This is a genomic window from Methanolacinia paynteri (genome assembly GCF_000784355.1).
GTDB classification, from domain to species: Archaea; Halobacteriota; Methanomicrobia; order Methanomicrobiales; family Methanomicrobiaceae; genus Methanolacinia; species Methanolacinia paynteri.
The window spans coordinates 50644-73016 of sequence record NZ_KN360943.1; the positions used below are offsets into that span (position 1 = coordinate 50644).

Here is a 22373-nt window from a genome sequence, read left to right on the forward strand (position 1 = left end):
TCTCACCCCTGTAATGCCACTGTTTCGTCCAGAATATACTTACCGCTCGGGACGTGCAGGATCTTGACTTCAAGCTGGGCGTTTGAGGATACACAGTCTTCCAAAACATCCACGGCAGCATCATATGTGCTTGCATCGCCCGGGAATTCTTCTCCCGCCGGGACAAGCCCGAGGAGTTCGGCGGCACCGTAGGCCATGTATGTCCTCGCGATATCTCCCGGCATCCATGTAACTACCCCGAACCATGCAGGTGAATCGCCGGTTTCGTTAATCCCTCCAATTACATAGGTATTGGGAAGAGTGACATTCTCCGTCGATTTACACGGGTAGCCGTACTTCTGCTGGTCGTATACGTGAGGTACTCGTGAATACGATGGGTGTCCTGCAATAGAACTGGTGCTTAGTAGTGCATAAGGTGAGTCCGCGGCCTGGACATGCTTTACAACCGTCCCGTTGGGCAGGGTAAGCCACGTTATAATCTCAATATCCTTCGTGGGGATGGGGTCACCGCTGAGATGCTCTATACTGATGTCATATTCACCATTGGCTATATCTCCGCCTGTACTGATCCTTAAACTCGCCTGCGGCGCCACCTGCGTATCGCCGGTGACACCCGAGGCAAAGGCTGAAACAACTGCTGCAAGAATAATAGTAACGACGAGCATCAGCATTACTCCCACAACCGGAGAAACAGCACCATATTTTTCAACAACAATTCCTTTCTTCATCGAATATACTCTCCACAAGTACTACATAAATAAAGAATTTACTTTAAAAGTAATACGAATAGATCATATTATAATAATATATTAAATAAATGATCAAAATCAGACTATATATTTTATCATTATAATAGAAACCAACATAATAATTCGTGGAAACATATTAGGGTAATAAATTAACTAAAAGTTTAAGTGAGGACTCTATTCCCCAGGGAGTTTAAATAACAACATATTTTATAAAAAAATTATTTTTTGAAGAAGAGAACAAGACAACACAGGAGCCCGGATATTACCAGAACAGGTGACAATGGGGAAGCCTGTGTCGGTGCTGAAGTTGTCGATGCAGTCTTTGCAACTGTCGATGTTCCGATTACCTTCTCCTCTTCCGCATCCACCGATCCTTCTATGGCACCTTCAGGCATTACCAGCCCTTTGTTGTATTCAAGAACATCGGGAATGGTATCCACACCGTCGAGCGATTTCGGGAAATTGGTAAAGATAACCCTCTCCGCATCGATTCCGAGATCGTTCAGGGCCTCTTCAACACCCTTGGCAAGCTCTCCGGACTGCATGTTCTCGATAACATACTTCACATTCCGGTACTTCTCAGGGTCCGCCTGGATCTTGTCGATAAGTTTTGCAGCCGTGTACTCGCCCTTCATGTAAAAGTCAGGTGCATAGAAATCCACGATGTTTAATCCCAGCCACTGTTCGGCGGGTTTCTTCTGCCAGATCATAACGATAACATCCTGCCCGCCGATCGCTTCTGCTTCATCGTCAGAAAGATCGGCAAGGTTTATCGAATCGATGTATTCGGCATAATTTTGTTGATAGTAGGACTCGTTTCCGGGATCGGCATTGATGAGCCAGCCTTTGACTTCATCTGCCAGCAGAACTGCATCGTCGGGCGTGTTCCATGACATGTCCGGGTCTTTGAGGAACACCCAGTCGATTGTTCCGTAATCGTTCGCTTCCATGAACTTGTCCAGTGGCGGAATCACGTACTGGCTGTCGACACTGCTGTTATGGCCGACGAAAAGATCCGCCGTCGCGATGAAATCCCTGTTCATCTGGATCCTGTTGTTGATTATGTCTCCCTGGAGATGGGGACAGATCGCCGGATCGGCGACGTAAATTGCTTCGACGCGATCACCGCCGATTTGCGTTACAGGGTCCCAGAGGACACTTGTCGTAGAGACAACATTCAGAGCACAGACCGCAGGACAGCACAGAACCAGAACTGCGATTGCACAGATCGAAAAGAAAAAACCTAAACTTTTCATAAAAAGGTGTTAAGAAATATTATTTAATATCCTTTGCTGTATGAAATTTTTCTCTTTGGTGATATGAACATCGAAATTACGAATACAGATGTAATCATAATGGCCGTTAGAGGCGCAACAGGGACCGAATAGGCCAGACCTATCAGTGCACCGGCAACGCTCACCGTTCCGGCAATTACCGGCGCGAGTATAAACATGGATTTCAGGCTGTTGCAGAACTGGTAGGCCGCAGCGGCAGGGGTCACCAGCCAGACAAAGAGCAGGAGGCCGCCGACTATATTCAGGCTCAGCGAGACCGCGAGCGCGATCATGAACAATATGACAAAATACAACGGCTTGACACAAATTCCAGCGGCTTCGGCAATCTTCATATCGAATATGATAGCCGAGATCTCCTTGTAGAAGAGATAGACGAAAACTATCGAAATTACGGATATTATCGCAAGTGCGTAGATCTCCTCGCGGTAAAGTGAAATGACATCGCCGAAAAGAAGTGCGCTCGCGCTCATTCCCTTTCCGAGATACTGCATATACGCGATGAAAAAAACCGCGATCGCCATCGTCATACCGAAGAAGACCCCGAGAATCGAATCCGTTGACATTCTCGAGTATTCTGCTACGGGTCCGAGAAGGATCGCAACAAAGACTCCTGCGACGACGGCGGCGAGTGTTGCATTTATTCCTGCAAACATCCCGATTGCAGCACCGGCAAATGCCGCATGGGCCATTGTAAATCCTATTGACGAAACATTGAACTGGGTAACGATGACGCCGAGTATGCTGCACGAAATGGATGCAAACAGCATCGCCTCTACCGCGTGGCAGACGATGTTGTTCGATATGATAAATTCAAGCACGGGGCGAACCTCCGGACACGGAGCGTATTTTTCCCTCCACTTCACCGGGATCACAAGTTTCGTCAAGGGCGATCTTTCCGTCGTTCATCGCAATGATCCGGATACCGGTATCGGGCAGGGCATCGAATGCATGCGATACGATTACGATCGTACATCCTTTCTTGGCAAGATCTCCGAGAACACCGCTTACATATTCCCTGGTCAACAGGTCGAGATTGCTGAAGGGTTCGTCGAGAAGAAGTATATCGGGTTCCTTTGCAATGCACTGGGCGATCAGGACCTTCTGCTGCTGGCCGCCGCTGAGCTTTCCGATGGGAGTCTTTGCGATATCCGTAATCCCGAGAAGTTTCATCGCGTCCGAAGCCTTTTCGAGGTCCTCTCCGGATGGTTTTTTCAGGGGGCCGATAAGACCGTATCTTCCCATGAGGACTACCTCTTCCGCGGAAAAAGGGGTCATGGGATCGAATGAAAAGTTCTGGATCACGTAGCCGACCCTTTTGCGGACATCCCTGCCGCAGGAACCGACATCCATGTCGAGCACCTTCGCTTCGCCATGCGTGATCTTCAGCATCCCATTGATCGTTTCGAGAAGAGTCGTCTTTCCCGCACCGTTGGGACCCCCGATTATTGCAAACTCTCCGTGCCTGATCTCGATCGAGACATCCTTAATTACAGGATATTCAGCACCTTCGTAGGCCGTATAGATATTTTTCAGGCAGATTGCCGGCTCGCCGGCAGCTTTAACATCCATTTCAGATCCCGGAGACTTCGAACAGTTCGGAATCTTCGAGACCGTACATCTTCTCGGCAAATTCTTCGATGATCAATTCATAATCGACGTCGGAAGACTTTGGAATCTCAAATTTTTTGGGGACCAGGACAATCTTCTTCCCGCCCGATTCAAATTCGCATTTCAGATCGTCCGAGATCTCCAGTTCGATATTTCTCTTGCCGATTGTACAGCCGCTCCCGAGCTGAACTCCGTCCGCAAGGCAGCTCTGGGGAGTTTTCCCGGAACAGTACACCTTCGCCTTCATCCCGAAGGGGTTATTGCCGAAATATTCTGATGCATATCGCCCGATCCTGTATCCCAGGACGATGTAAGGGCCGAGGTGGCCGTGAAAGAGGGCGAGGTCCCTGACGGAATACTCCCTCTCCAGTTCCATATACCTGCAATGTTCATGCCATTTCATGTTTTTTCTCCTCCTGTTGCACGTCCTGTAAATATCGATAATTTTGATCTTTGCAGGGCCTGCAGTGTGTTAAAAATTCACTCTTAAAGATTAAAAAATTTTCAAATTTTACATGAATGTATGATTTATAATTATCATCTGCTTCAAATACTATACATGGAGAAAGCGGAAGAGCACTTCAACAATACAGCCCAAAATTACGAAAACGACATAGAAAAAATCGTAACCGACCATGAATCATTTTTTAATCAGGCCGTAAGCCTCGTCCCGGATGGCGGGATAGATATTCTCGAACTTGGCAGCGGAACAGGTTACCTCACCGAAAAGATCATCGAAAAAAATCCCGGCGCATCCGTCACTTGCATCGACATGACGCCCGAGATGATCGATGTTGCGATGGCGAAAAAAAATCTCGAAGTTGTCGAATTTATTTTAGGCGACTTTCGGGAGAAATGGCCGGATAAAAAATTTGACCTGACCATATCTACATTATGCTTCCATCACCTGCCCGACATTGACAGGGAATATATTATCGGAAAGGTCCGTGATTCCTTAAAGGACAACGGAATCTTTGTCAACGGCGACGTCTTCAAAGCCGGTGACACCCTGATGGATGAGATACTGAACGACAGGTGGGAGAAGGCCATGATCAAAAACGGCCTTTCCGCAGAACGGGCATCAGGAATGATCAATAAGAGAAAGGCGGCCGCAAAATTCATCGACACTCCTGAAGGATACAGGGAAAAACTGCTGAATGCGGGGTTCGAAAGAGTGTTCTGCTTCTACTCATACGATATCTACGGGGTATTTGCAGCCTTCAAATAACCAGACTTCGGATGAAAAGATTCATTGGTTTATATTTTCGAAAATAAAAGCAATGAATGGTTTGATGAATTATAAACGGGCGATAGTTCTCCTCATTTTTCTTTTCCTCTTGCCGGTTGCAGCGGCGGCCGATTCGCAATGGGTAAACAAAGATATTAATTTAGAAAATGAGAGCGTCAACAGTGGGGTAATCTCTGGAGATTACATCATATTTTTGACAGTAGGAGGAGGATTCAACCAAAGTGAGAACAGGATTAAACTGTATAATATAAGTTCGGAAGAGAGCAAAACCGTCGGAATACCTTCTGAAGGGATGACGGTTACGGGAGAAGATATCTCGGGGGATTATGCGGTATGGTTCGAAACACAGGCAATGGAGGATTTCGAGATAAACGAATCCGATACAAAACTGAATTCGGTATATTTGATGGAGATATCTGAGAATACCACAACAATTCTCGATCTGCCCGGAGATGCAGAATGGCCGAAGATCACAGGAAACAATATTTTCTGGTCGAACTCATCTGAGAATTCTTTTGAGACAGAATTTTACTTTTATAATATCACAACCGGAGAATCGAAACATATCCTTACAACCGACAGCGTAAGCCCTGCTGGTATAAAGGTCAGCGAAGGGGCTATCGCATACGAAAACCTGACGTCCCTGCATATTTACAACATCGAATCCGGCAAAGACACCGTGGTGTTTGAATATGAATACAGCAATGAGTCTGGTTCGAATATAGACTCTTTCGATATGTCCGGCGATTACCTAATCTACATCAAGCATTCGATGATTTCTGAAGGGGACGACAAGGGAGTTTATTATGAACCTGTCCTCTATACGATTTCAGCCAATAAAACGGAATCGCTGAACCCAAAGACAGGAGAAATTTCGGAATCCGTTGCCCTGGCCGATCAAAAGACACAACTTTTTTCTCCCTTTACAGACGGAAAAAGAGTTGGCTGGAGTTACCAGGATACCGATGCCGATTCGAAGATAATCCTATTCGATCCTGCCGAAGATAATGTTTCGATTATCACCGCTTCAGGTACAGTGGAAGAGGTCAACATTGACAACGACAGAATGATCTGGACAGAGTCGTTCTTCCCTTCATTCCACAGTTCGCTTGTATATGCAGAAGAAGATGTTACTGAAGAAGGAAATCCTTCAACGTCAACTCCCGGCTTTTCATTCATTGCATGCTTTTCCGGGATACTTGCAGCTATCCTGATCTTTACAGGATTTTCCGGCAAAAGAAAAATATGACCTGAAAAATTTATTTTTTTATTCGCCCGCACTTTTGAAACATACCCTTGAGCATTCGGGTATTTATATCTATACCTTCCCTCTCATGAATTATTTTGGCTTTGCAAAAATCAATAATACATTTCAAAAAAATTAAATAATCGACTTCTCTCATTGTAAAACCAAATTATCTCTCCTATTAAGATCAAAAAGACGTGTTCTTGCACTCCATCTAATTTGATCGTCTATTTTTGGATTGGAGGCATTATTACTAAAGAAATTTTTCCGATCATAGGGTGCAAAGGATTGATCGTTACTCTGCGAATACTGCATTCCACAATTATGACATATCGAACCAGACTTATTATTTATAATAGATCTCCGGAGTTGTCGATAATAATGTCCATTCCAAACTGACGAAAAACCCTTTCCAATGTTTCCGCATGAAAATCCTCTATGCGAATGACATGGATAGAGATCACCATTATAATCAATCCATGTCTGATACCATGGATTTTTACAATTTACTCTTTTTAAATCAAGATCTCTTATATGAGTGGAATATTCTGCCAGTTCAATCTGCATACTGTATGATTTTGCAAGATCATGAGCTTCTGATAAATAGGATCTGTATTCCTCATCCTCCCCGGCAAGAACTTCGTCATCAGTTTCAGAACGATAAGAGATCAAATAATATGCTTTCACTCTGTCTGCTCCGGCACTATAAGCCAGATTAACAATATCCGGGATTTCTGAAATATTCCTCCTGAGGATTGTAGACTGTACTGTTATCTCAGGATATTGTGGATATGCTATCTCCTGACGAATGGAGCTAAGTTCCAATAATTTTCTTTCTACAAGTCCTTTTTTTGCCCCACAACGTATACCTTCAAAAGTCACGTTGTTAAATCCATCAAAAGAGATCTTGATATCTGCTGCAACGGAAAGAATTTTTTCGCTGATATCCCGGTTCAATAATGTCCCGTTTGTTGTTAAATCCAATAAAACATCATACTCTTTTAAAAGATTACAAATTTTATCGAACCATGGATAAATTAATGGTTCTCCAATATCTGTTGGTGAAAATAAGATCGAATATGGGAATACTGCATGAGCAATATTTTCAAAAACTTCAATGTCCATTACATGTGGATTCTTTAATGGACGTTTTATTGGACAGATAATACAATTAAGATTACAGGCATCCGTTATCTGAGCATTAATTTTTACGGGATATAGGGATGATTCTAATGAATTGTTAGAATATGCCGCTTCAGCAGTTCTGAGATTATCCATTTTTTCCTGATAAAACCGAGAATCAACATTCATTTTTTCTATATAAACAGGAAAACTCATCAGGCAATCACCGCGTCAAGTCCAATTCTTTCTCCAACCTCTACAGCTTCATTGGAAGTCTGGACGAGTGGCATTCCCTTACTGTTGAATGAAGTCTGGATCATACCCAAAATACTATACTTACCAGCTAACTCCTTTAGAACAGAAACAATGAAATCTGTCTGAGGATCACCCGGGTAAACCACCTGAGCACGTATAGTCCCGTCAGCATGTATAACACCTGAAAACGCGGCCTGATATTCCGGTTTTACAGTAAATGATCCTAACATATATTTTGGAAGAAAACTTTGGGAGAAATCTTCCTTAAGAACCATTAAGGCTACATCTGATAAAATTACAGGCGCCAATGGCCTGTACCATTCTCTTTTTTTTATCACTTCACTGACATGCCGACGCAATTCAATATTGTCTGGACGGGCAAGAATACTTCGATGGCAAAGAGACCGAGGGCCAACCTCCCCTCCTCCAAGACAAATTCCAATCGTCCTTCCTTCTGAAATTAATTTTGCTGCTTTTTCAGGCGATACCGACGGAGTTTTATTGTTAGGAGCACGGAACGTATCAAGGTATGGACTATGAAGAGAAAGTCTTCCATTATCCAGGTATTCTCTCCATGCTGCTGCACCAAGTGCAAGACCCCCATCACTGGTACAGGGTGGAATAAATACACTTCTAAATCCACACTCAGTCTCAATTCTTCGGTTTGTAAGAATATTCAATCCGGCACCACCGGAATAATAAAGATTTTCAAGACCTGTTTCTTCCCTCCATAAACTAAGATAATTAACTACAGAATCTTCAAAAGAAGACTGAATCGTAGCAGCTATATCCACAAACAATTTTTCATGCTGATCAAAATTCGTAAAGTCAGTATTGAAATTAAGGTTTATTTCCTTTAGAAGACTCTCTGGATCTCCCGAATACGATAAAAACCATTTATTATCAATTAGCCAGTCGTGGATTTTGTCTGAAGACGTTCCGTAAGAAGCATAACCCATCAGTTTTCCTGGCATCGAAAGATGATCTTCTTTTTTTAATCCAAGAATGGCCTGCATTAATGGACTGGAATTAAAGTTATTTGCCATATCTTTCAAATCATTCCAGCTTGAATGAAGATATTCCGGAGAACCTGATTCGTAATGCCAAACCGACGATGCAGAATCATAAGCACCCCCATCAATGTGAACTAAAAGACTGTTCTCTTTAAACTCACCCGCAAATGGAAGACATGAGGCAATATGTGCAAATTCATGACAGATAGTCCATGCAGGTATATGGTCGCCATCATAGATACAAACGGAAGGTGTTAGAATATCAGCAATCTTTGGTGTTGTCTTTGGACGGATCGAAAAAGTCACGTCTCCTGATATCAGATCGTTGCCAAGAAAAGAATTTGCAGATATTATCTGTAGATTCTCTTTTTTGGGAATTAATTTTTGAAGAAGTTCAGGCAGATATTGTGGCAGTCTGTTGTCATGTTTCCTTCTGGTATACCGTTCAAGTTGTGTCATTGAGAGGACTTTACCGTCCTTAAGAACAGAAATTCCATGATCATGAGTATTTCCATCTGGAGATACCTTTTGACCATCATCAGGTATGCCATATAAGCCAACAGTCAGCATGACAAAGACTCCAGACAATAAGGAACTCCCCGCCAGTAGAGATAATAGTCTGTACCTTTTCTGAGAATTACGATACCTTCAAGGAAATCAACCCAGGTATTTTCAAATGAAAAACCTGTCAATTCACTCAGAAACATAACTAATACTGCATCATGACTTACACATAACGAAAGACTGGAATCTTTTTCGAGCATTGAATCAAAATATTCCAAAATCAGGTTTGTTCCTTCCTTTGAAGTCCTATGACCGGGCAATATCTCACCATTCAGGTAGCGCAAAACAAGATTTCTGGCCGGTGAATTTGCATAAATTTCATCCGTTAGTTCAGTATCATGAATATATGCCCCGGGATCTCCAAGAATACATGACTGAACAGGTTCCAAGTTCCATTCCGCACCATTGGAAACTTCTTTTGCAGTATCCAGACATCTTATAATTGGGCTGCTAAACAGGGAAACATCAATTCTTTTCTGTAAACTTGCTAGATCTTTCCCAAAATTAAATGATGCAAGACATCCGCTTTCTGTAAGCATCTGACTTCCTACATCACTTTCGCCTCTAAATATCGGTTCACGTTCTGCATGCCGTATAAAAATTATACCAGAATCCCAGTCATTTTCTTTCAAAACCGGAATGATATAATCAGGCCTTTTAATCCTGTAAGGTTGATCCTCAAGGTGCATTACAGGGATAATTTCGCCCTTAATTGTCCTGATAACCTGCCTGCCTGAAAATTCTCTGCAAAATGCACGTCCATTGTAAAATGGCTCCACTTTTGCATATCTCTCAGAGTATAACGGCCTCCCCTTAAGATCTATATGTGTCCAGCCGCATTCATCACGTACCGCTGCACACCCTTTGTGGTAATTATCACACTCGTAGAACCATCGATAATGAACGAGATCCCCTTTGTTGCTTATATGAGTAGCACCCTTTCCTTCCTCATATACAACCGCAATTCCGTACTTAAAATCCCCTGCATAAGCGAATTTTTTTGAATAAATCGGATTACCTTCACAATCTATATGAAAATACAATCCATGACAATCCCTGACCGGGCAACAGAACTCCTGAAAGTTTCCTACCCATTGATATCTTTCCTTGTAAAGGGGGTTGCCATTCAAATCTATATGATACATTCCGGTTTCATCACATACACCAGCACAATCATCATAATATCCAAAAGTTTCTAGGAATCTTTTATCAGAGAGAGGTTTTCCATCCGTATTGATATGATAGGAGCCCGAATCATCAACAACTGCCGCGACTCCAGGAGGGTGAAAACTCAATACTTTCCTGAACCTTTCCGGGTACAATGGTTTCCCATTGATCAGATGATGTGTTTCACAACGGCTGATTCTAATTTCATCTCTTTTCATTCATATCCCCCCCTTTGTAATTCTCATATTACATTTTTGGCAGAGGTCGTAACTCCCCCATCCTGAAAAAAAATCCAGATATTTTGGGGAGTTCCAAAGTTCAAGGAAATCATCGTCATTTACATTTCCAAAATTTCCAAAAACTTCACGTTCTTCAGCGGGCGCACAACAGACATGGAATTGCCCGTTTGATCCAATCCAGGCCTCTTTTCCGATAAAAGGGCATATAGAATCCAAAGGAAGAGATGACGAGTCATCGAAGGGTACAATATTTGCAAGTTCAATTTGATTTCCCGCGATTTTTCTTAGCTCATCTACTGTTTCATTCCATATATTCCTAAACTCAGGATTTTTCAGAGTTTCGCCTTCAATTTTAGGATTTGTAACCCATACATGATGACCTTTGAATCTGTCAAATCCCATATTAATTGCATTTTCAAGCATTGCAGGGAGTTCAAATACATTTGAACGCATGAAAGTAACCTGCATGGTAACTGTCGGATCATGACCCATAGACCGGTAAAAATCCCGTTGCCTGAGGAATTTATCTGCATTTTCAGTTTGTTTCCGAAGATCCAGATTTCGCATTATGTTTTCTGCTGTATTTTTTGTAGCACCGTTTATGGAAATTTTGACATCACTTGCAACAGGGAGAATTTTTCGCCCCCAATTGGTCACGCCGATCCCCGGGAATGTCCCGTTGGTTGTGAGGTTAAGCCTGAGATCAAGTTCGGATATCAGATCAAGGAGCTTATCAAACTCAGGATACATTAGTGGTTCACCCATGGTGCTTGGTATAACCTCCCGAAGACCATGATCTGCTGCTGAACGGATTACACTCTCAATCACAGAAAAAGGAAGGAATCTATTTTTGCTGTCCCTCTTAGAATCCAGATACGGACTATGAGTATCACACATTATGCACCTGAGATTACAGGTATCAGGATTTGTTTCAAATGTAATTCTCCATGGAGAATCTGCATAGCTGCACTGCTTCATAAGAAACTCCGGTATATGTCAATTACTTTCTGTGTGTGATATTCTATAGGAAGAACAACAGACGGATCAATATTGAGACCATTAAGAACTGTAGGATTATCCGCTATTCTCTGTAATAACTCCTGAAGTGCCTTTTCATCTCCGGGAGGAACTTTATAACCATTAATTCCTTCATCAACAAGTTCCTTCATTCCTCCCAAATCACTGGTAATTACAGGTTTTCCTGCAAGAAACGCTTCCTGAATAACAAGCGGAGATACTTCATACCATAACGAAGGTGCAACCAAAACATCAAATTCCTTTAAGACATCATTGACACTGTTCGTATGATAATCTCCATGAAAGGATACACGGTCATCATTTTTTGACTTCAGGAATGGTAGGGCTGATCCAGCTCCGCCGAATATTTTCAGTTTTATGTCAGAATTTTTTATCCTGGAAAAGGAACGTATCAGCATATCAACTCCTTTTACCGGGATTACTCGGCCGGTAAACCCAAACACTACAGCTGAATTTTCATCATATATGCGTCTGTCAAATTCAATTTTTTCCGTTTCAAAACCATATCTCAGATGTGAAATTTTCTCTTTGGGTATTCCCTTTGATATGAAAAAATCCCTGATATGTTCTGAAGGAGCTATGAAGTGATCAATATCATTTATAACTGAATCCAGCTTTTCCCTGTACCTTTCAAAATCCTCTTCAAACGCATGCTCCTTAAATTTCTGGCACAAGCATGCCATACAGAGATCTTTTCCCGGCCCTTTGCAAATTTGGGCTTCAGGATCAATCATCTGTCCACGGAAGCAAAACAGCCAGAAATCATGTAGAGTGAAGATTACAGGCACATTATGTTTTTTTGCAATTGTAACAATATCTGACGAAAGATGAGACAGATGACCTATGTGCACAACATCCGGTTTGAAATTAACCAGATAATCCTCGAAAGCTGAAGAAATATTTTCGTTCTCATAATTGTCCTTTAAAGTATAGTTTCTTTCAGGATTGTTTATCCTTCTGATAAATACCCCGTCTTCAATTGAATCTTCAATAGAATATGGCTTATCAAAGGGATTTTCGATTCTTGTGAATACTGCAACCTCATGCCCCTTACGGACAAGTTCACGGGCAAGATGATAGGAATAGACTTCCGACCCGGCCATGTAATATGGAGGATATCCATGAATGACCTTTAATACACGCATTGCATCTTTTTTATATTCACTCAATGTTTTCTTTATTCCATCTTCAAGAGATATTTGAGCCTTGAAACCGATTACTTCTGCAGCCTTTTTTGGATCTCCAATGAATTTCTTAACATCATATGCTCGCGGAGGCCTATTTACAACCTTCAGGGATTTTCCTTCAGAAGAAGCAATAATTGATGCAAGATCCTGAAGAGAATGAGACTTCCCTTTAAGAATGTCTATTTTATCAAAATGTTCACCCCCAGGAAATGTCTCCAGATATTGAATAGTTTTTATAATAGCTTCTACAGTATCAGAGACATGAGTAAAATCAAATAAATGATCGCCCCCCTCAATTTGCATAGGTTCATCATTCGAAGCATTCCCGATAAATGCCGGAATTACTCTTGTTTTATGATCAAAACGACTTCCATAGACATTCGAGAAGCGTAATGCAACTGCAGGAACGGAGACTGCTTTTGAATACTTTTCAGCAATTTTTTCACCGGCAACCTTAGACTCTCCATAGATATTTACAGGATTTGGATCATCCGATTCTGTTGATGGAAAATCTTTTGACTCCCCATATACTTCCCTGCTGCTGCCATAGATAAGCCATGGATTTTCACCGGAATTTTGTGCAATTTCCAAAAGATTTTTCGTCCCGGATACATTTACATCCCAGCATAATTCCGGGTCCTCCTGAGCATCGATAACTCTTGACACAGCTGCCAAATGGATGATACCACGAACAGGATATCTGTTAAAAATGCCTTCAAGAACATTTTTATCACGAATCTCGCCGGTTTTCCAGATTGCATTACTAATTTTTCCTGTCGACATGGGGAGTTGCCTGTCAAAAAGAATGACATTGCAACCGCAGTCTGTGAGCCGGTATGCGAGGTTTAAACCAATTAAACCTGCTCCGCCAGTGACAAGAATATAACCTTTGTTGGTTTTTTCCATAAAATCACTCACAATAAATTGTTAAATTAAGGACTGATGTTTCAGTCCTTCTTACTTTCGATTTTTCGCGGCAGCACTCTGTGCACGGTTTGCAAAATCGACGTTCTTTCCTGTTTTAGCTGCAGAAGACTGGATGCGTGAAGCAGCTTTTTGATCCATAGAGCTTTTCTTCATAATTGACTCCTGCCTCTTTTCCCAGAGGCATAATTAAATCTGTAGTTATCAATTATAAATATTGTGAATTCATATGAATTCATAATCAACAGAATTATTATTATTGATTCAATACAGATCTATTCAAAAGTTATGAGCAATTCAATGGGGACCGAGAAGATCCCAATAAAAACATCAGAAAAAAGGACTACATTAACGATAGATCAGGATACAAAACTTGTTTTTGACTGGGCTATGAAAAACCAAGGTGCAAAGAGTGTCTCAAAATATCTGCAGCACCTCCTGTTAACAGAGCAGCAGGTTAATGAACCCGATAAAGAAGATGAGACATGGTCACATCTGCTAAATCAGGCCAGGGCAGAAAAAAAAGTATGCGAAAAACATGGCAAACCTCTTGTGTATATCTGCAGTTGTGGCGATAAACTGTGTACTGATTGTGATATACAAATGCACATAAATGCAGGGCATATTGTCCAGAACTACTGTAGAATCCATGATACAGGATATGGGGAAAACTGCCTTATGTGCGAAAAGGAACGCTGGGAAAATGTTGTTGCTGTGGATGGGATAATTCCTAAAGACCTAATGGAGTTACTGGATTCAACCAGGGATATTGCAGTGATAGATGTAAGAGATCAAAAGGAATGGAATGAGGGCCATCTTCCAGAAGAGTATGGATCGCATAAGGATTATCTCAGGTTATTCGCGTACCGTGAATTTGTAAGGCAGAAAGAAATGAAAGATGAATTTGCGGAGATAAAAGAATTTCTGGCCAAACACAGTCAAAGTTTATTCATTGTTATCAGCCACGGCGGAAAACAAAATGTTCCCGATGAAAAGAAAGAAAGCGGTCGTGGGTTTTTGGTTGCAGCACATATGAAATGTCTATTCGGTGTTGAAAATGTCTGTTATTTAAGAGGTGGATATTACGCATTTCATGAGCAGTTTCCGCATATAGAAGAAAAAAAGGGACCATAGAAAATATATCGCTATTTATAGGAGTGATTTTATGAATTAATATTCTACTTTCATTCTTCTTATCTGGTAATAATATCTGTTTGATCTAAATTTTTCCATATTTCTTCTTTTAACCACTGAAAAACAGTTTCAACCAGTTTTTTTGGCCACACCCATACTTGATGATTTTAATTATCTTTAGACCATATACGGAAGTTTCTGAATAATATTCTTTTTTCAAAGTTCAATATTCTTTTATTTACCCGCACTTTTGAAACATACTCCTGATCTCGCTGCCCTTCCGGATGCGGCAAGATCGGCCAGTGCATCCCTGAGCATTCCGGTATCAACATCAAAACCATATATCTCATGTAATTTTTTTTGGATTTCCCCGGGGGTGGCATATTCACCGGAGAGAACCTTTTCCGAAAAACCGAAAGTTTCCTCGTACAGTGCCCAGGGATATACGATCCATCTCCATTTTTCGACGTACTTTGCATAGAAATCGGGTTCGTAAAACGAACAGTCCTTGTGATGGAGGACGCCGGTCCTGATCTCCGCAGGATCAAGGGAGCTGATGTAATCTACCGCCGCTTCAAGGGTTTCACCGGTGTCGGTGACATCATCGATCACCAAAACACTAAGACCGGAAATATCCGTTGAAAGAGGAAAGACCACAGTGGCCTTATCCTTTTTTTCAGCCGCAATTCCCCAGTGCTCTATCCTGATGCTGGTCAGTTTTTCATGCAGCATGTAATCGCAAACTATTCTTGCAGGTACATAGCCTCCCCTTCCGATTGCGATTACGATATCCGGGCAATATCCCGAATTACGGATTTTATATGCCAGAGTTCGTGAAAGATCCGCCGCCTCTTCCCATCCAATCAACTCACATGAAAACGATCCTGCCTCTTCTCCCGGTGTCATTAACGGAGAAAAGGAAGGATTCAAATTTATAATTTTGGGGGGGAACACATCTCCAACAGGCAACCCTTGCGCAAGTTCGCTTCGCAGGCTCAGCGGACACGCCCTGACCTCAGGGCTTCGCGCTTGTGATAATGCTGCCCTCACGGGCAGCCTAAACAAAAAAAGAAGCAATAGAGATCTAAAATCTTTTCCCATTATTACTGCTTCAATAACTCAAATCACTCCCCGAAAATAACCTTCACCCTTCCGACCTGTCCATCTTCAAGCCTGACTTTAATCCCGTGCGGGTGAAACGAGGAGTTGGTTAGGATCTCCTTCACTATTCCTTCGGTTGTCTTTCCGCTTTTCTGATCCTTCTTCAGGACAATGCCAACCTTCGCCCCGGCATCTATATTTTTACGATCCCTCGGATCTTTACCTGCTCCCATATTCCAAACTCCGTTACCAGTTAACCTGAAGAAGGTATAGACATTCTGGTGAAAACAGCAAACACAGAACAAAGAAGATACAGGAACTGAGATCCGAGGGGAAATGAAAAAGGAGTGATTGCTCAACCCGAAAATAAATGGCAAAAACGGATTGAAAATGGCTCCTTCCCACAGTTTTTAAAATATTTGGGGGTAGGGAAAGCTCCCTACCTTGCCGGGATTATGAGAGATCTTTCTCCCGCAGGAGTGAACTCACGTACCGCACCTTTGGCAAACTCACGCCTAGGCTCCGCGAAGTCGAACGAAAGTGAAGGGTCGGCGAACGTGATCTTGATCAGGGGCTGAAGACAGTAACCGTCTCCGCGACCATAGTGCGCACTTGAAACAATGGCCGCATATTCTCCCTGGTGACCGACGTTCATCGCATAGTTGGGATAGTTCGGACCCCTGAATTCGCCTACGAGACCGCGGTCGGGCTCCATCGAGAGCGAGTTCGCAGATCCGCACTGGTCCTGAAGATCGTACCCGAAGAAACCTAAGCGGCTCCATCCGTCCTTATGCATCAACATGCACAGGTACCATGCATTGAGACCGGCATTCGAATTCCCGGTTGCAATCGAGGTCGAAAGACCGCATGCCGCAGCCATTACACCCGCACGCTGCGAACCGCCGAAGTGATCCTCCATCATAGTCGGGAACTGCTCGTACTGCTCCATCGCATTAAGGCAGACCTCGGTCGCGATATCGTTGACGATATCCTGGGTCGGTTTCACCTTATCAGCAGGCGACGGGTTCTTCCAGTCGACGTTGTACTTGTCCCCGATATAATCCATTCCGTAGTAAGTGAACTCGTCGAGGATGTTGTCGGTATATGCCGCGGTTGCATACTGTGTGAAACCCACACCGCCGGACATATACGATCCGAGCCAAATCTGGTCAAAGAGCATACATCCGCCACCTACAACCTCGAGAGCTGCTTTTGCAGGATCGTTCGGGTATTTCCTGTTGGCCTGGATCATATCACCGAAGAAACCGAATTTTATTCCTCCGGGTTCGTTCGGACCCCTGGCACGGCGGGCAGGGAGGATGGTTCCCATCTGAATAACACCTGCGTGCTTTGCGGCGAATGAAAGATCCGCAACCGCCGCTTCACCGGCGCACATGCGGTATGCGGCGATGAAGGACATTCCGATCTGCATTGCAGACCAGCGCGAGGTAGTACCTCCGTCACACGTCCTAGAAACGATGGTCGGTATATGAATCGCCTGGAAGATGGACTTTCCGACCTCTTCCTTAAGCTCGGCCGCCTGGTTTTCAGGGAATAACTTGTCGACGTTGATCAGGTACTGGGGATCGATGTCATCCGCCAGTTCGTCGTCACCTGTAAAAATTTTGACAAAACAGTCATCGGTAAGGGCGGGGTGGGTCTCGACCATGTGTTCCTGGACGACAGCTCCGCCGGGCATTGCATGGTTCAGGATATGCAGGTACTCGTTGATCGTCTCCGGAGTTACCTCCTTTCCGAGACGCTTCTGGAGTGTTGCGTGAGCCATATCCATACCGACGATAACGGTCCTCCTGATCTCGTCCCACATCTGCTGCATTGCGGCGTTATTTACGAAATGCAGATCGTCACCTTCGACAAATGTTTCGGTACCGGATACCTCGTAGGTCATAAGCTGGCGCTGGCCCATAGGGATACCACCGAGATGGCATCTCTCAGGATCGTACATCGAAATTCCGCGCCTCTTCTCAATCTCCACGGTCTCTGCCATGAACTCGCGCTTACGCGGGGACTGGCGGACGCCACCGAAGTTGTAGAATGTCGTTCTTTCGGATTCTATGTCCTGGCCCTGGAATTTTTCCTTAAGGGCGTTCAGGAAAAGTTTCTGGCTCCTTTCAATTTTTCCCATAAATTACTCCTCCTGGGGCATGAAACCATATTTGGTCCTGAGCGAATGAATACGCTGAATATACTTCACATATTCCTTGTCGTCACGAAGTGCGGTTCCCACAAGTGAGTGGAATATCGTACTCTTCTCCTTCAGCCATTCCTCGTCCATCGGTTTTCCGACATAGACAGGACGGTCGAGCGGGATACCGATCTGGTCCTTTACATAACAGACATTCCCGTCTTCGGCCAGAATACATCTCTGAAGGGCATCGAACATCAGGCCGTCTTCGGCAAGGCGGAGGGAATGGCCGTGAACCGTTGCTCCCCTGCATGAGACAGTCGCCGGATCGAACACCTCGGTCTCGATAAGGATCTTCGAATACTGTTCCAGATCCCTTTCGCGGCATTCCACGATCTGTCTGCCGGATAAGGTTCCGGGATCGATTGCACGGAAACGGTACATCTCCATGTATGTCCGCTGGTAGGGCTGGCACGGTGCATTGAACATGGAGTCGGCGAACTGGATATAACGAACGCGGTCTCCCGCCTTTGCACCGTCAGTCGGTTTCACGAGTTTTCTCATCGGGTCGTCGGGTTCCTGCTGCTCGGCAAGAGGAGGGTGTGCCGACGGATATGCCTGTCCCGGTGCACGGTGTCCGAGAATAAGAATTATATCTTCATCCGTAACCGAGCGGATCTTGGATAGTTCATATTCCGGGTTCATCTGGTTGCGCCTGTTCTGAGCGACAACGGAAGTTCCCGGACCATATTGCGGTTTGTACATATTATCACATCGTCCAAATAACTCAGATTTTTGTAAATCCTTAAATTACTGCCCGTTTTGGCAGAATCAGGATAATGCGCTCACTCCTTTGGCAATCTGGTGAATAGGCTTGTTGAAAACGTCTATCTTGCCGTATGTTTCACCCATGACTTTCGAGGTGCTCTCCGGAGAGAACATCTGGGTACCTGCATCAAGAGCACACGCGGCGACCACACACGGGATTGCAACACCATTTGCGTGTCTTGTCACAACGTGGTTTCCGTTGAAAATACCCGGACCTCCGCCACCATAGATCGAATGGCTGAAGAACGAGAATCCGACCGAAGTTCCCATCATTCGCCCGAAGTCGCACGAGGGGAGACCCGTCTCATGCTCGATCAGGTCGTTGAAGTAGAGTAGAGTTGCTGAAGCTGCCTGGGCAAATCTTCCTGCACCACAGTTAACAATTGTCGCGGCGAGCTGGCCGGCTGCAACATATGCATTCCACATCATCGGGTCCTTCGTGTCGTAGAACTGGAAGAAGCCGTCCTTACTGCCCGGAGAGATTACCCTGTCTTCGAGAGCACGCTCTACAAGGGACTGAACGACGGTTCCGACTGTACCGCTCTCTCCGTTCGCCTTAACAATATCATAGACCATGTTATTCGCATTGAGACCCTGGTAGCCGTAGGCCAGGAGCAGATTCCGTTCGAAGGGTCCGATTGCCATTCCCATTTCATAATGGCCGGCCATCTCGAGAGTCGAAGCGAGGGCAACACCCTGGAGAGAGTTCCTGTTGGTCATCATAACGTAGTGGTTTACAGGAATGTTTCTCAGTGCAAATCCGATTCCCTCGTTGTTCTGCGGGATGGAAAGAATAGATGAAACGAGCGCACCCTCCATATCCATCGTCTGCGGGTATGCTCCCCAGCACGCCGCCTTAACAACAGAAGCGTCAAAAGCGCCGATATCGAATTGGTCGACGATTGCATATGTTGTCGCGGATGCAACGGACGTGATTGCTGCATCATAGGTTGCGGCATTTATAAGGCGTTTCGACGGAACCTGAACAAGGAGAAGATTTCCGTTGTTGAACTCAAGGATTTCAGTGTCATCGTTGTCTTCGACCTGGATCATGTTCCTGATCTTTTCTACGATTGCATCCTTGTTTTCCATTATCGGAAGATCAAGTTCCCTTCCCCTGATCCTGCTTTTGTGTTTCCCGAGCCTTCCGGTTTTGAGAGCAGTTTCGATACCCCCAAGATTGACATTAATCGTTCTTTTCGTCAAATCGATAATTTTCCCGGCCGCAGGATTAATCATCGGACTGATCTGTCCGAGATTAACATCGCTTTTGAGAAGTTTACCATCATCGGAATATAGATCGATTGTATCTGAATATGCTACCATATCAGTTCATCCTTAAATCTTTATTCAGATCTTTAACTTCACAGACTTCCATAATTGAAAATTTACTAAAGCATGTGAAAATCCCTAAATGGAACTATAGATCTTTTTTGGATTTTGTTTATAAAAGTTAGTTATTTTAATAACTTTTTTATTACTAATTAAAAAAATATTACTTAAAACTTGGCATTTAATAATTATTATGCATATAAATTTTATGATCTATTGCTAACAATTGCGCGCATAAATATTACCACATCTTGTTAAAATTTTCTGAACGAAAATTATTCAAACCCTTACAGACCCGCAATGCAATAATCGCACTGTTTTATTGCAGAATGTATGGTAAAAAATTTACATGAGCTACTATAGTCCACACCTACAAGATCAAACACCATCCTGAGGGCCTTGGGAATCGCTCTTCGGACTTCATGGGAGAGACCGATCTCCATCTTTAGCTTAACAGCATTTTTTGGCTGACACCCGATTACAATCACCTCAATATAATCCTTAATCGAGTGAAGCGATTCAGAAATCCCGCCGGGTTCGGCATCATGAATTCTGTTCCGGGGGATGTCGGTAAATTTTATAAGTTTTGTTTCACCAGGCGCAGATCCGAAATCAACAATATCAATGATTATGAGTTTTTTTGTCTTCCGTGGATCGAGCATACTGAAGACATAATCGGGACCGGCAGTGCCGGCATCCACCGCCTTTACATTGCCGGGAAGGAACACTTTTTTAAGTTCTTCAATTACGGCAGGTCCGAAACCATCGTCCGCAAACAAAGGATTTCCACATCCTGCAACAACTATTTCAGGATAAAGCATATGCATCAGGCCTGATCTTTTGAATAATAATTAATATTCATAATTAGTATTAAAATTTTTTATTATCTTAATAATAAATAATACAATAATTCAAACTATTGTTAATAACCTATGAAAGATCTGCCAAAAATCAGCCAGGTACTTTTAACTTTTAGATCTCACCTGCCAAAGAAAGATCAGCATAAACAATCTTTACAAAACACCAGTTCAAAAGACAGTAATAAAAAAATAAATTTTAATATGAATAATTAATAAGATATTTGTATTAATTATTATGAGCCCTGACAATGATTGCAAATATTTTATCAAAGATTGAAAACGGAAAAGAACCGGCAAAAAAAGAGCTGATACAGTTGTTTAATCCGGCAAATGATGAAGAATTTGCCAGACTCATTGAAACCGCCTTCAATATCAGCAGGGATAATAAAAAATTCATAAAACTTACATCTACGATACATATAACAAATCTTTGTTATATCACTCCAAAATGCAAATACTGTGGTTTTGCAGCAGGAACATCCACAGCCGGATACTACAGACCGTTCTCCAAAACCAATGAGGAGATCCTGAAATCCGCAAAAATAATCGAGGAGGCAGGAATACCGAGAGTAAGCTGCTCTGGAGCCCACGGATATCACGGAGAACAGGCAGTCAGGGCCGCTGAAATTGTAAAACAGGAAACTTCACTTGAACTTCTCGTCAACGTCGGCTTTGATTTCGACTCAAATATATTAAGAAGACTTGAGGATCTGGGAACAGACACCGTCTGCTGCAATATTGAAACAATAAACGAAGCAATATTCAACGATCTAAAACCCGGAGAAGTACTGGATAACCGGATCAAGGCATGCCGGATGATATCGGAATCCGGGATTGAACTCTCTTCAGGACTCCTCATCGGACTGGGGGAATCGCATGAAGACCGAATTAATCACCTGAATTTTTTACGCACGATTAAAGGGCTCGGTGAAATTCCGATTATGGGCTTTAACCCGTATAAAGGAACACCGATGGAGAATCACCCCCCATGCCCGCTCAGGGAACAGATGATAACCATAGCGGTAACAAGAATTTTATTCCCTGATATTCGCATTACCGTCCCCACGCCGACCATAGGGCCGGAAAATGTGAAGTATTCCCTGATGGCCGGCGCAGACAATCTTGCAACTGTAATTCCGGAGAACTACCCCGTCGAAATAAAAGGTGTTGGATCTCCAATCTGCGGGACATTGAAAGATGTTATTGCAGTTATCAGGGAGATGGGCCTCAAACCGCAGCCGGGGCCAAAAAAATACCACATGACTAAAACAATCCCGGTCGGCCATGTAGTCCGGCACGACTGATCGATAAGAGAG

General features: G+C 43.4%; 21 protein-coding genes. 4 read left to right on the forward strand and 17 right to left on the reverse strand.

Going from position 1 to position 22373, the window contains the following annotated elements; translation table 11 throughout:
• Positions 1 to 2: 2 nt before the first annotated feature.
• The 5 genes from METPAY_RS13120 to METPAY_RS13140 all read right to left on the reverse strand — a co-directional run bounded on the left by METPAY_RS13120 (position 3) and on the right by METPAY_RS13140 (position 4055).
• Complete coding sequence (locus METPAY_RS13120; protein ID WP_048153014.1) at positions 3 to 728, reverse strand: type IV pilin N-terminal domain-containing protein; 726 nt, start codon at positions 726 to 728, stop codon at positions 3 to 5.
• Between the two features lie 239 nt (positions 729 to 967).
• Positions 968 to 2005 carry a metal ABC transporter substrate-binding protein gene (locus METPAY_RS13125; RefSeq protein WP_048153015.1) on the reverse strand — a complete coding sequence of 346 codons (1038 nt, stop codon included), beginning with the start codon at positions 2003 to 2005 and terminating at the stop codon, positions 968 to 970.
• A gap of 23 nt (positions 2006 to 2028) precedes the next feature.
• Positions 2029 to 2862, reverse strand: a complete 834-nt coding sequence (locus METPAY_RS13130) for a metal ABC transporter permease (protein ID WP_048153016.1) — start codon at positions 2860 to 2862, stop codon at positions 2029 to 2031.
• Positions 2855 to 3613 carry a metal ABC transporter ATP-binding protein gene (locus METPAY_RS13135; RefSeq protein WP_048153017.1) on the reverse strand — a complete coding sequence of 253 codons (759 nt, stop codon included), beginning with the start codon at positions 3611 to 3613 and terminating at the stop codon, positions 2855 to 2857. The genes METPAY_RS13130 and METPAY_RS13135 overlap by 8 nt, the downstream gene beginning before the upstream one ends.
• Before the next feature lies 1 nt (position 3614).
• Entirely contained in the window at positions 3615 to 4055 is a 441-nt protein-coding gene (locus METPAY_RS13140; protein WP_048153018.1) for a formylmethanofuran dehydrogenase subunit E family protein, read from the reverse strand.
• A 156-nt stretch (positions 4056 to 4211) separates the two neighbouring features.
• On the opposite strand from METPAY_RS13140, the gene METPAY_RS13145 reads away from it, so the two are divergent.
• A complete protein-coding gene (locus METPAY_RS13145) occupies positions 4212 to 4880 on the forward strand; it encodes a class I SAM-dependent methyltransferase (RefSeq protein ID WP_048153019.1) in 669 nt (222 codons plus the stop codon).
• 64 nt (positions 4881 to 4944) lie between these two features.
• Positions 4945 to 6150, forward strand: a complete 1206-nt coding sequence (locus METPAY_RS13150; protein WP_157199094.1) for a hypothetical protein — start codon at positions 4945 to 4947, stop codon at positions 6148 to 6150.
• 150 nt (positions 6151 to 6300) lie between these two features.
• On the opposite strand, the gene METPAY_RS13155 is transcribed toward METPAY_RS13150, so the two are convergent.
• From METPAY_RS13155 to METPAY_RS15660, 6 genes are read right to left on the reverse strand one after another with little or no spacing between them, the layout of a single operon-like run.
• Positions 6301 to 7485 carry a radical SAM protein gene (locus tag METPAY_RS13155; RefSeq protein WP_048153021.1) on the reverse strand — a complete coding sequence of 395 codons (1185 nt, stop codon included), beginning with the start codon at positions 7483 to 7485 and terminating at the stop codon, positions 6301 to 6303.
• Positions 7485 to 9107, reverse strand: a complete 1623-nt coding sequence (locus tag METPAY_RS13160) for a carbamoyltransferase C-terminal domain-containing protein (RefSeq protein WP_048153022.1) — start codon at positions 9105 to 9107, stop codon at positions 7485 to 7487. Before METPAY_RS13160 ends, METPAY_RS13155 begins: the two co-directional genes overlap by 1 nt.
• The gene (locus tag METPAY_RS14485) at positions 9101 to 10486 is read right to left on the reverse strand and encodes a histidine phosphatase family protein (protein ID WP_052418839.1); all 1386 of its coding nucleotides are present in this window, start codon (positions 10484 to 10486) and stop codon (positions 9101 to 9103) included. Before METPAY_RS14485 ends, METPAY_RS13160 begins: the two co-directional genes overlap by 7 nt.
• A complete protein-coding gene (locus METPAY_RS14490; protein ID WP_052418840.1) occupies positions 10487 to 11485 on the reverse strand; it encodes a radical SAM protein in 999 nt (332 codons plus the stop codon).
• Positions 11482 to 13638 (reverse strand): GDP-mannose 4,6-dehydratase, encoded by a 2157-nt coding sequence (locus tag METPAY_RS14495; protein ID WP_084600901.1) that lies wholly within the window; start codon positions 13636 to 13638, stop codon positions 11482 to 11484. The genes METPAY_RS14490 and METPAY_RS14495 overlap by 4 nt, the downstream gene beginning before the upstream one ends.
• A gap of 51 nt (positions 13639 to 13689) precedes the next feature.
• Positions 13690 to 13812: a hypothetical protein gene (locus tag METPAY_RS15660; RefSeq protein WP_281174112.1), complete on the reverse strand. Its 123-nt coding sequence runs from the start codon at positions 13810 to 13812 to the stop codon at positions 13690 to 13692.
• A 63-nt stretch (positions 13813 to 13875) separates the two neighbouring features.
• On the opposite strand from METPAY_RS15660, the gene METPAY_RS13175 reads away from it, so the two are divergent.
• Positions 13876 to 14790, forward strand: a complete 915-nt coding sequence (locus tag METPAY_RS13175; RefSeq protein WP_084600902.1) for a rhodanese-like domain-containing protein — start codon at positions 13876 to 13878, stop codon at positions 14788 to 14790.
• A 234-nt stretch (positions 14791 to 15024) separates the two neighbouring features.
• Here the strand turns inward: METPAY_RS13175 and METPAY_RS13180 are convergent, their stop codons facing one another.
• The 6 genes from METPAY_RS13180 to frhD form a co-directional block, all read right to left on the reverse strand.
• Positions 15025 to 15696 carry a phosphoribosyltransferase gene (locus METPAY_RS13180; RefSeq protein WP_048153113.1) on the reverse strand — a complete coding sequence of 224 codons (672 nt, stop codon included), beginning with the start codon at positions 15694 to 15696 and terminating at the stop codon, positions 15025 to 15027.
• 218 nt (positions 15697 to 15914) lie between these two features.
• A complete protein-coding gene (locus tag METPAY_RS13185) occupies positions 15915 to 16124 on the reverse strand; it encodes a YwbE family protein (RefSeq protein ID WP_048153024.1) in 210 nt (69 codons plus the stop codon).
• A gap of 206 nt (positions 16125 to 16330) precedes the next feature.
• A complete protein-coding gene (gene mcrA, locus METPAY_RS13190) occupies positions 16331 to 18037 on the reverse strand; it encodes a coenzyme-B sulfoethylthiotransferase subunit alpha (RefSeq protein WP_048153025.1) in 1707 nt (568 codons plus the stop codon).
• 3 nt (positions 18038 to 18040) lie between these two features.
• Positions 18041 to 18802: a coenzyme-B sulfoethylthiotransferase subunit gamma gene (gene mcrG / locus METPAY_RS13195; RefSeq protein WP_048153026.1), complete on the reverse strand. Its 762-nt coding sequence runs from the start codon at positions 18800 to 18802 to the stop codon at positions 18041 to 18043.
• 66 nt (positions 18803 to 18868) lie between these two features.
• Positions 18869 to 20191 carry a coenzyme-B sulfoethylthiotransferase subunit beta gene (mcrB, locus tag METPAY_RS13200; RefSeq protein ID WP_048153027.1) on the reverse strand — a complete coding sequence of 441 codons (1323 nt, stop codon included), beginning with the start codon at positions 20189 to 20191 and terminating at the stop codon, positions 18869 to 18871.
• Positions 20192 to 20484: 293 nt separating this feature from the next.
• Positions 20485 to 21018 (reverse strand): coenzyme F420-reducing hydrogenase, FrhD protein, encoded by a 534-nt coding sequence (gene frhD / locus METPAY_RS13205; protein WP_048153028.1) that lies wholly within the window; start codon positions 21016 to 21018, stop codon positions 20485 to 20487.
• A gap of 287 nt (positions 21019 to 21305) precedes the next feature.
• Between frhD and hmdB the strand changes: the two genes are divergently transcribed.
• Complete coding sequence (gene hmdB / locus METPAY_RS13210; RefSeq protein ID WP_048153029.1) at positions 21306 to 22361, forward strand: 5,10-methenyltetrahydromethanopterin hydrogenase cofactor biosynthesis protein HmdB; 1056 nt, start codon at positions 21306 to 21308, stop codon at positions 22359 to 22361.
• The last annotated feature ends 12 nt before the right edge of the window (positions 22362 to 22373 follow it).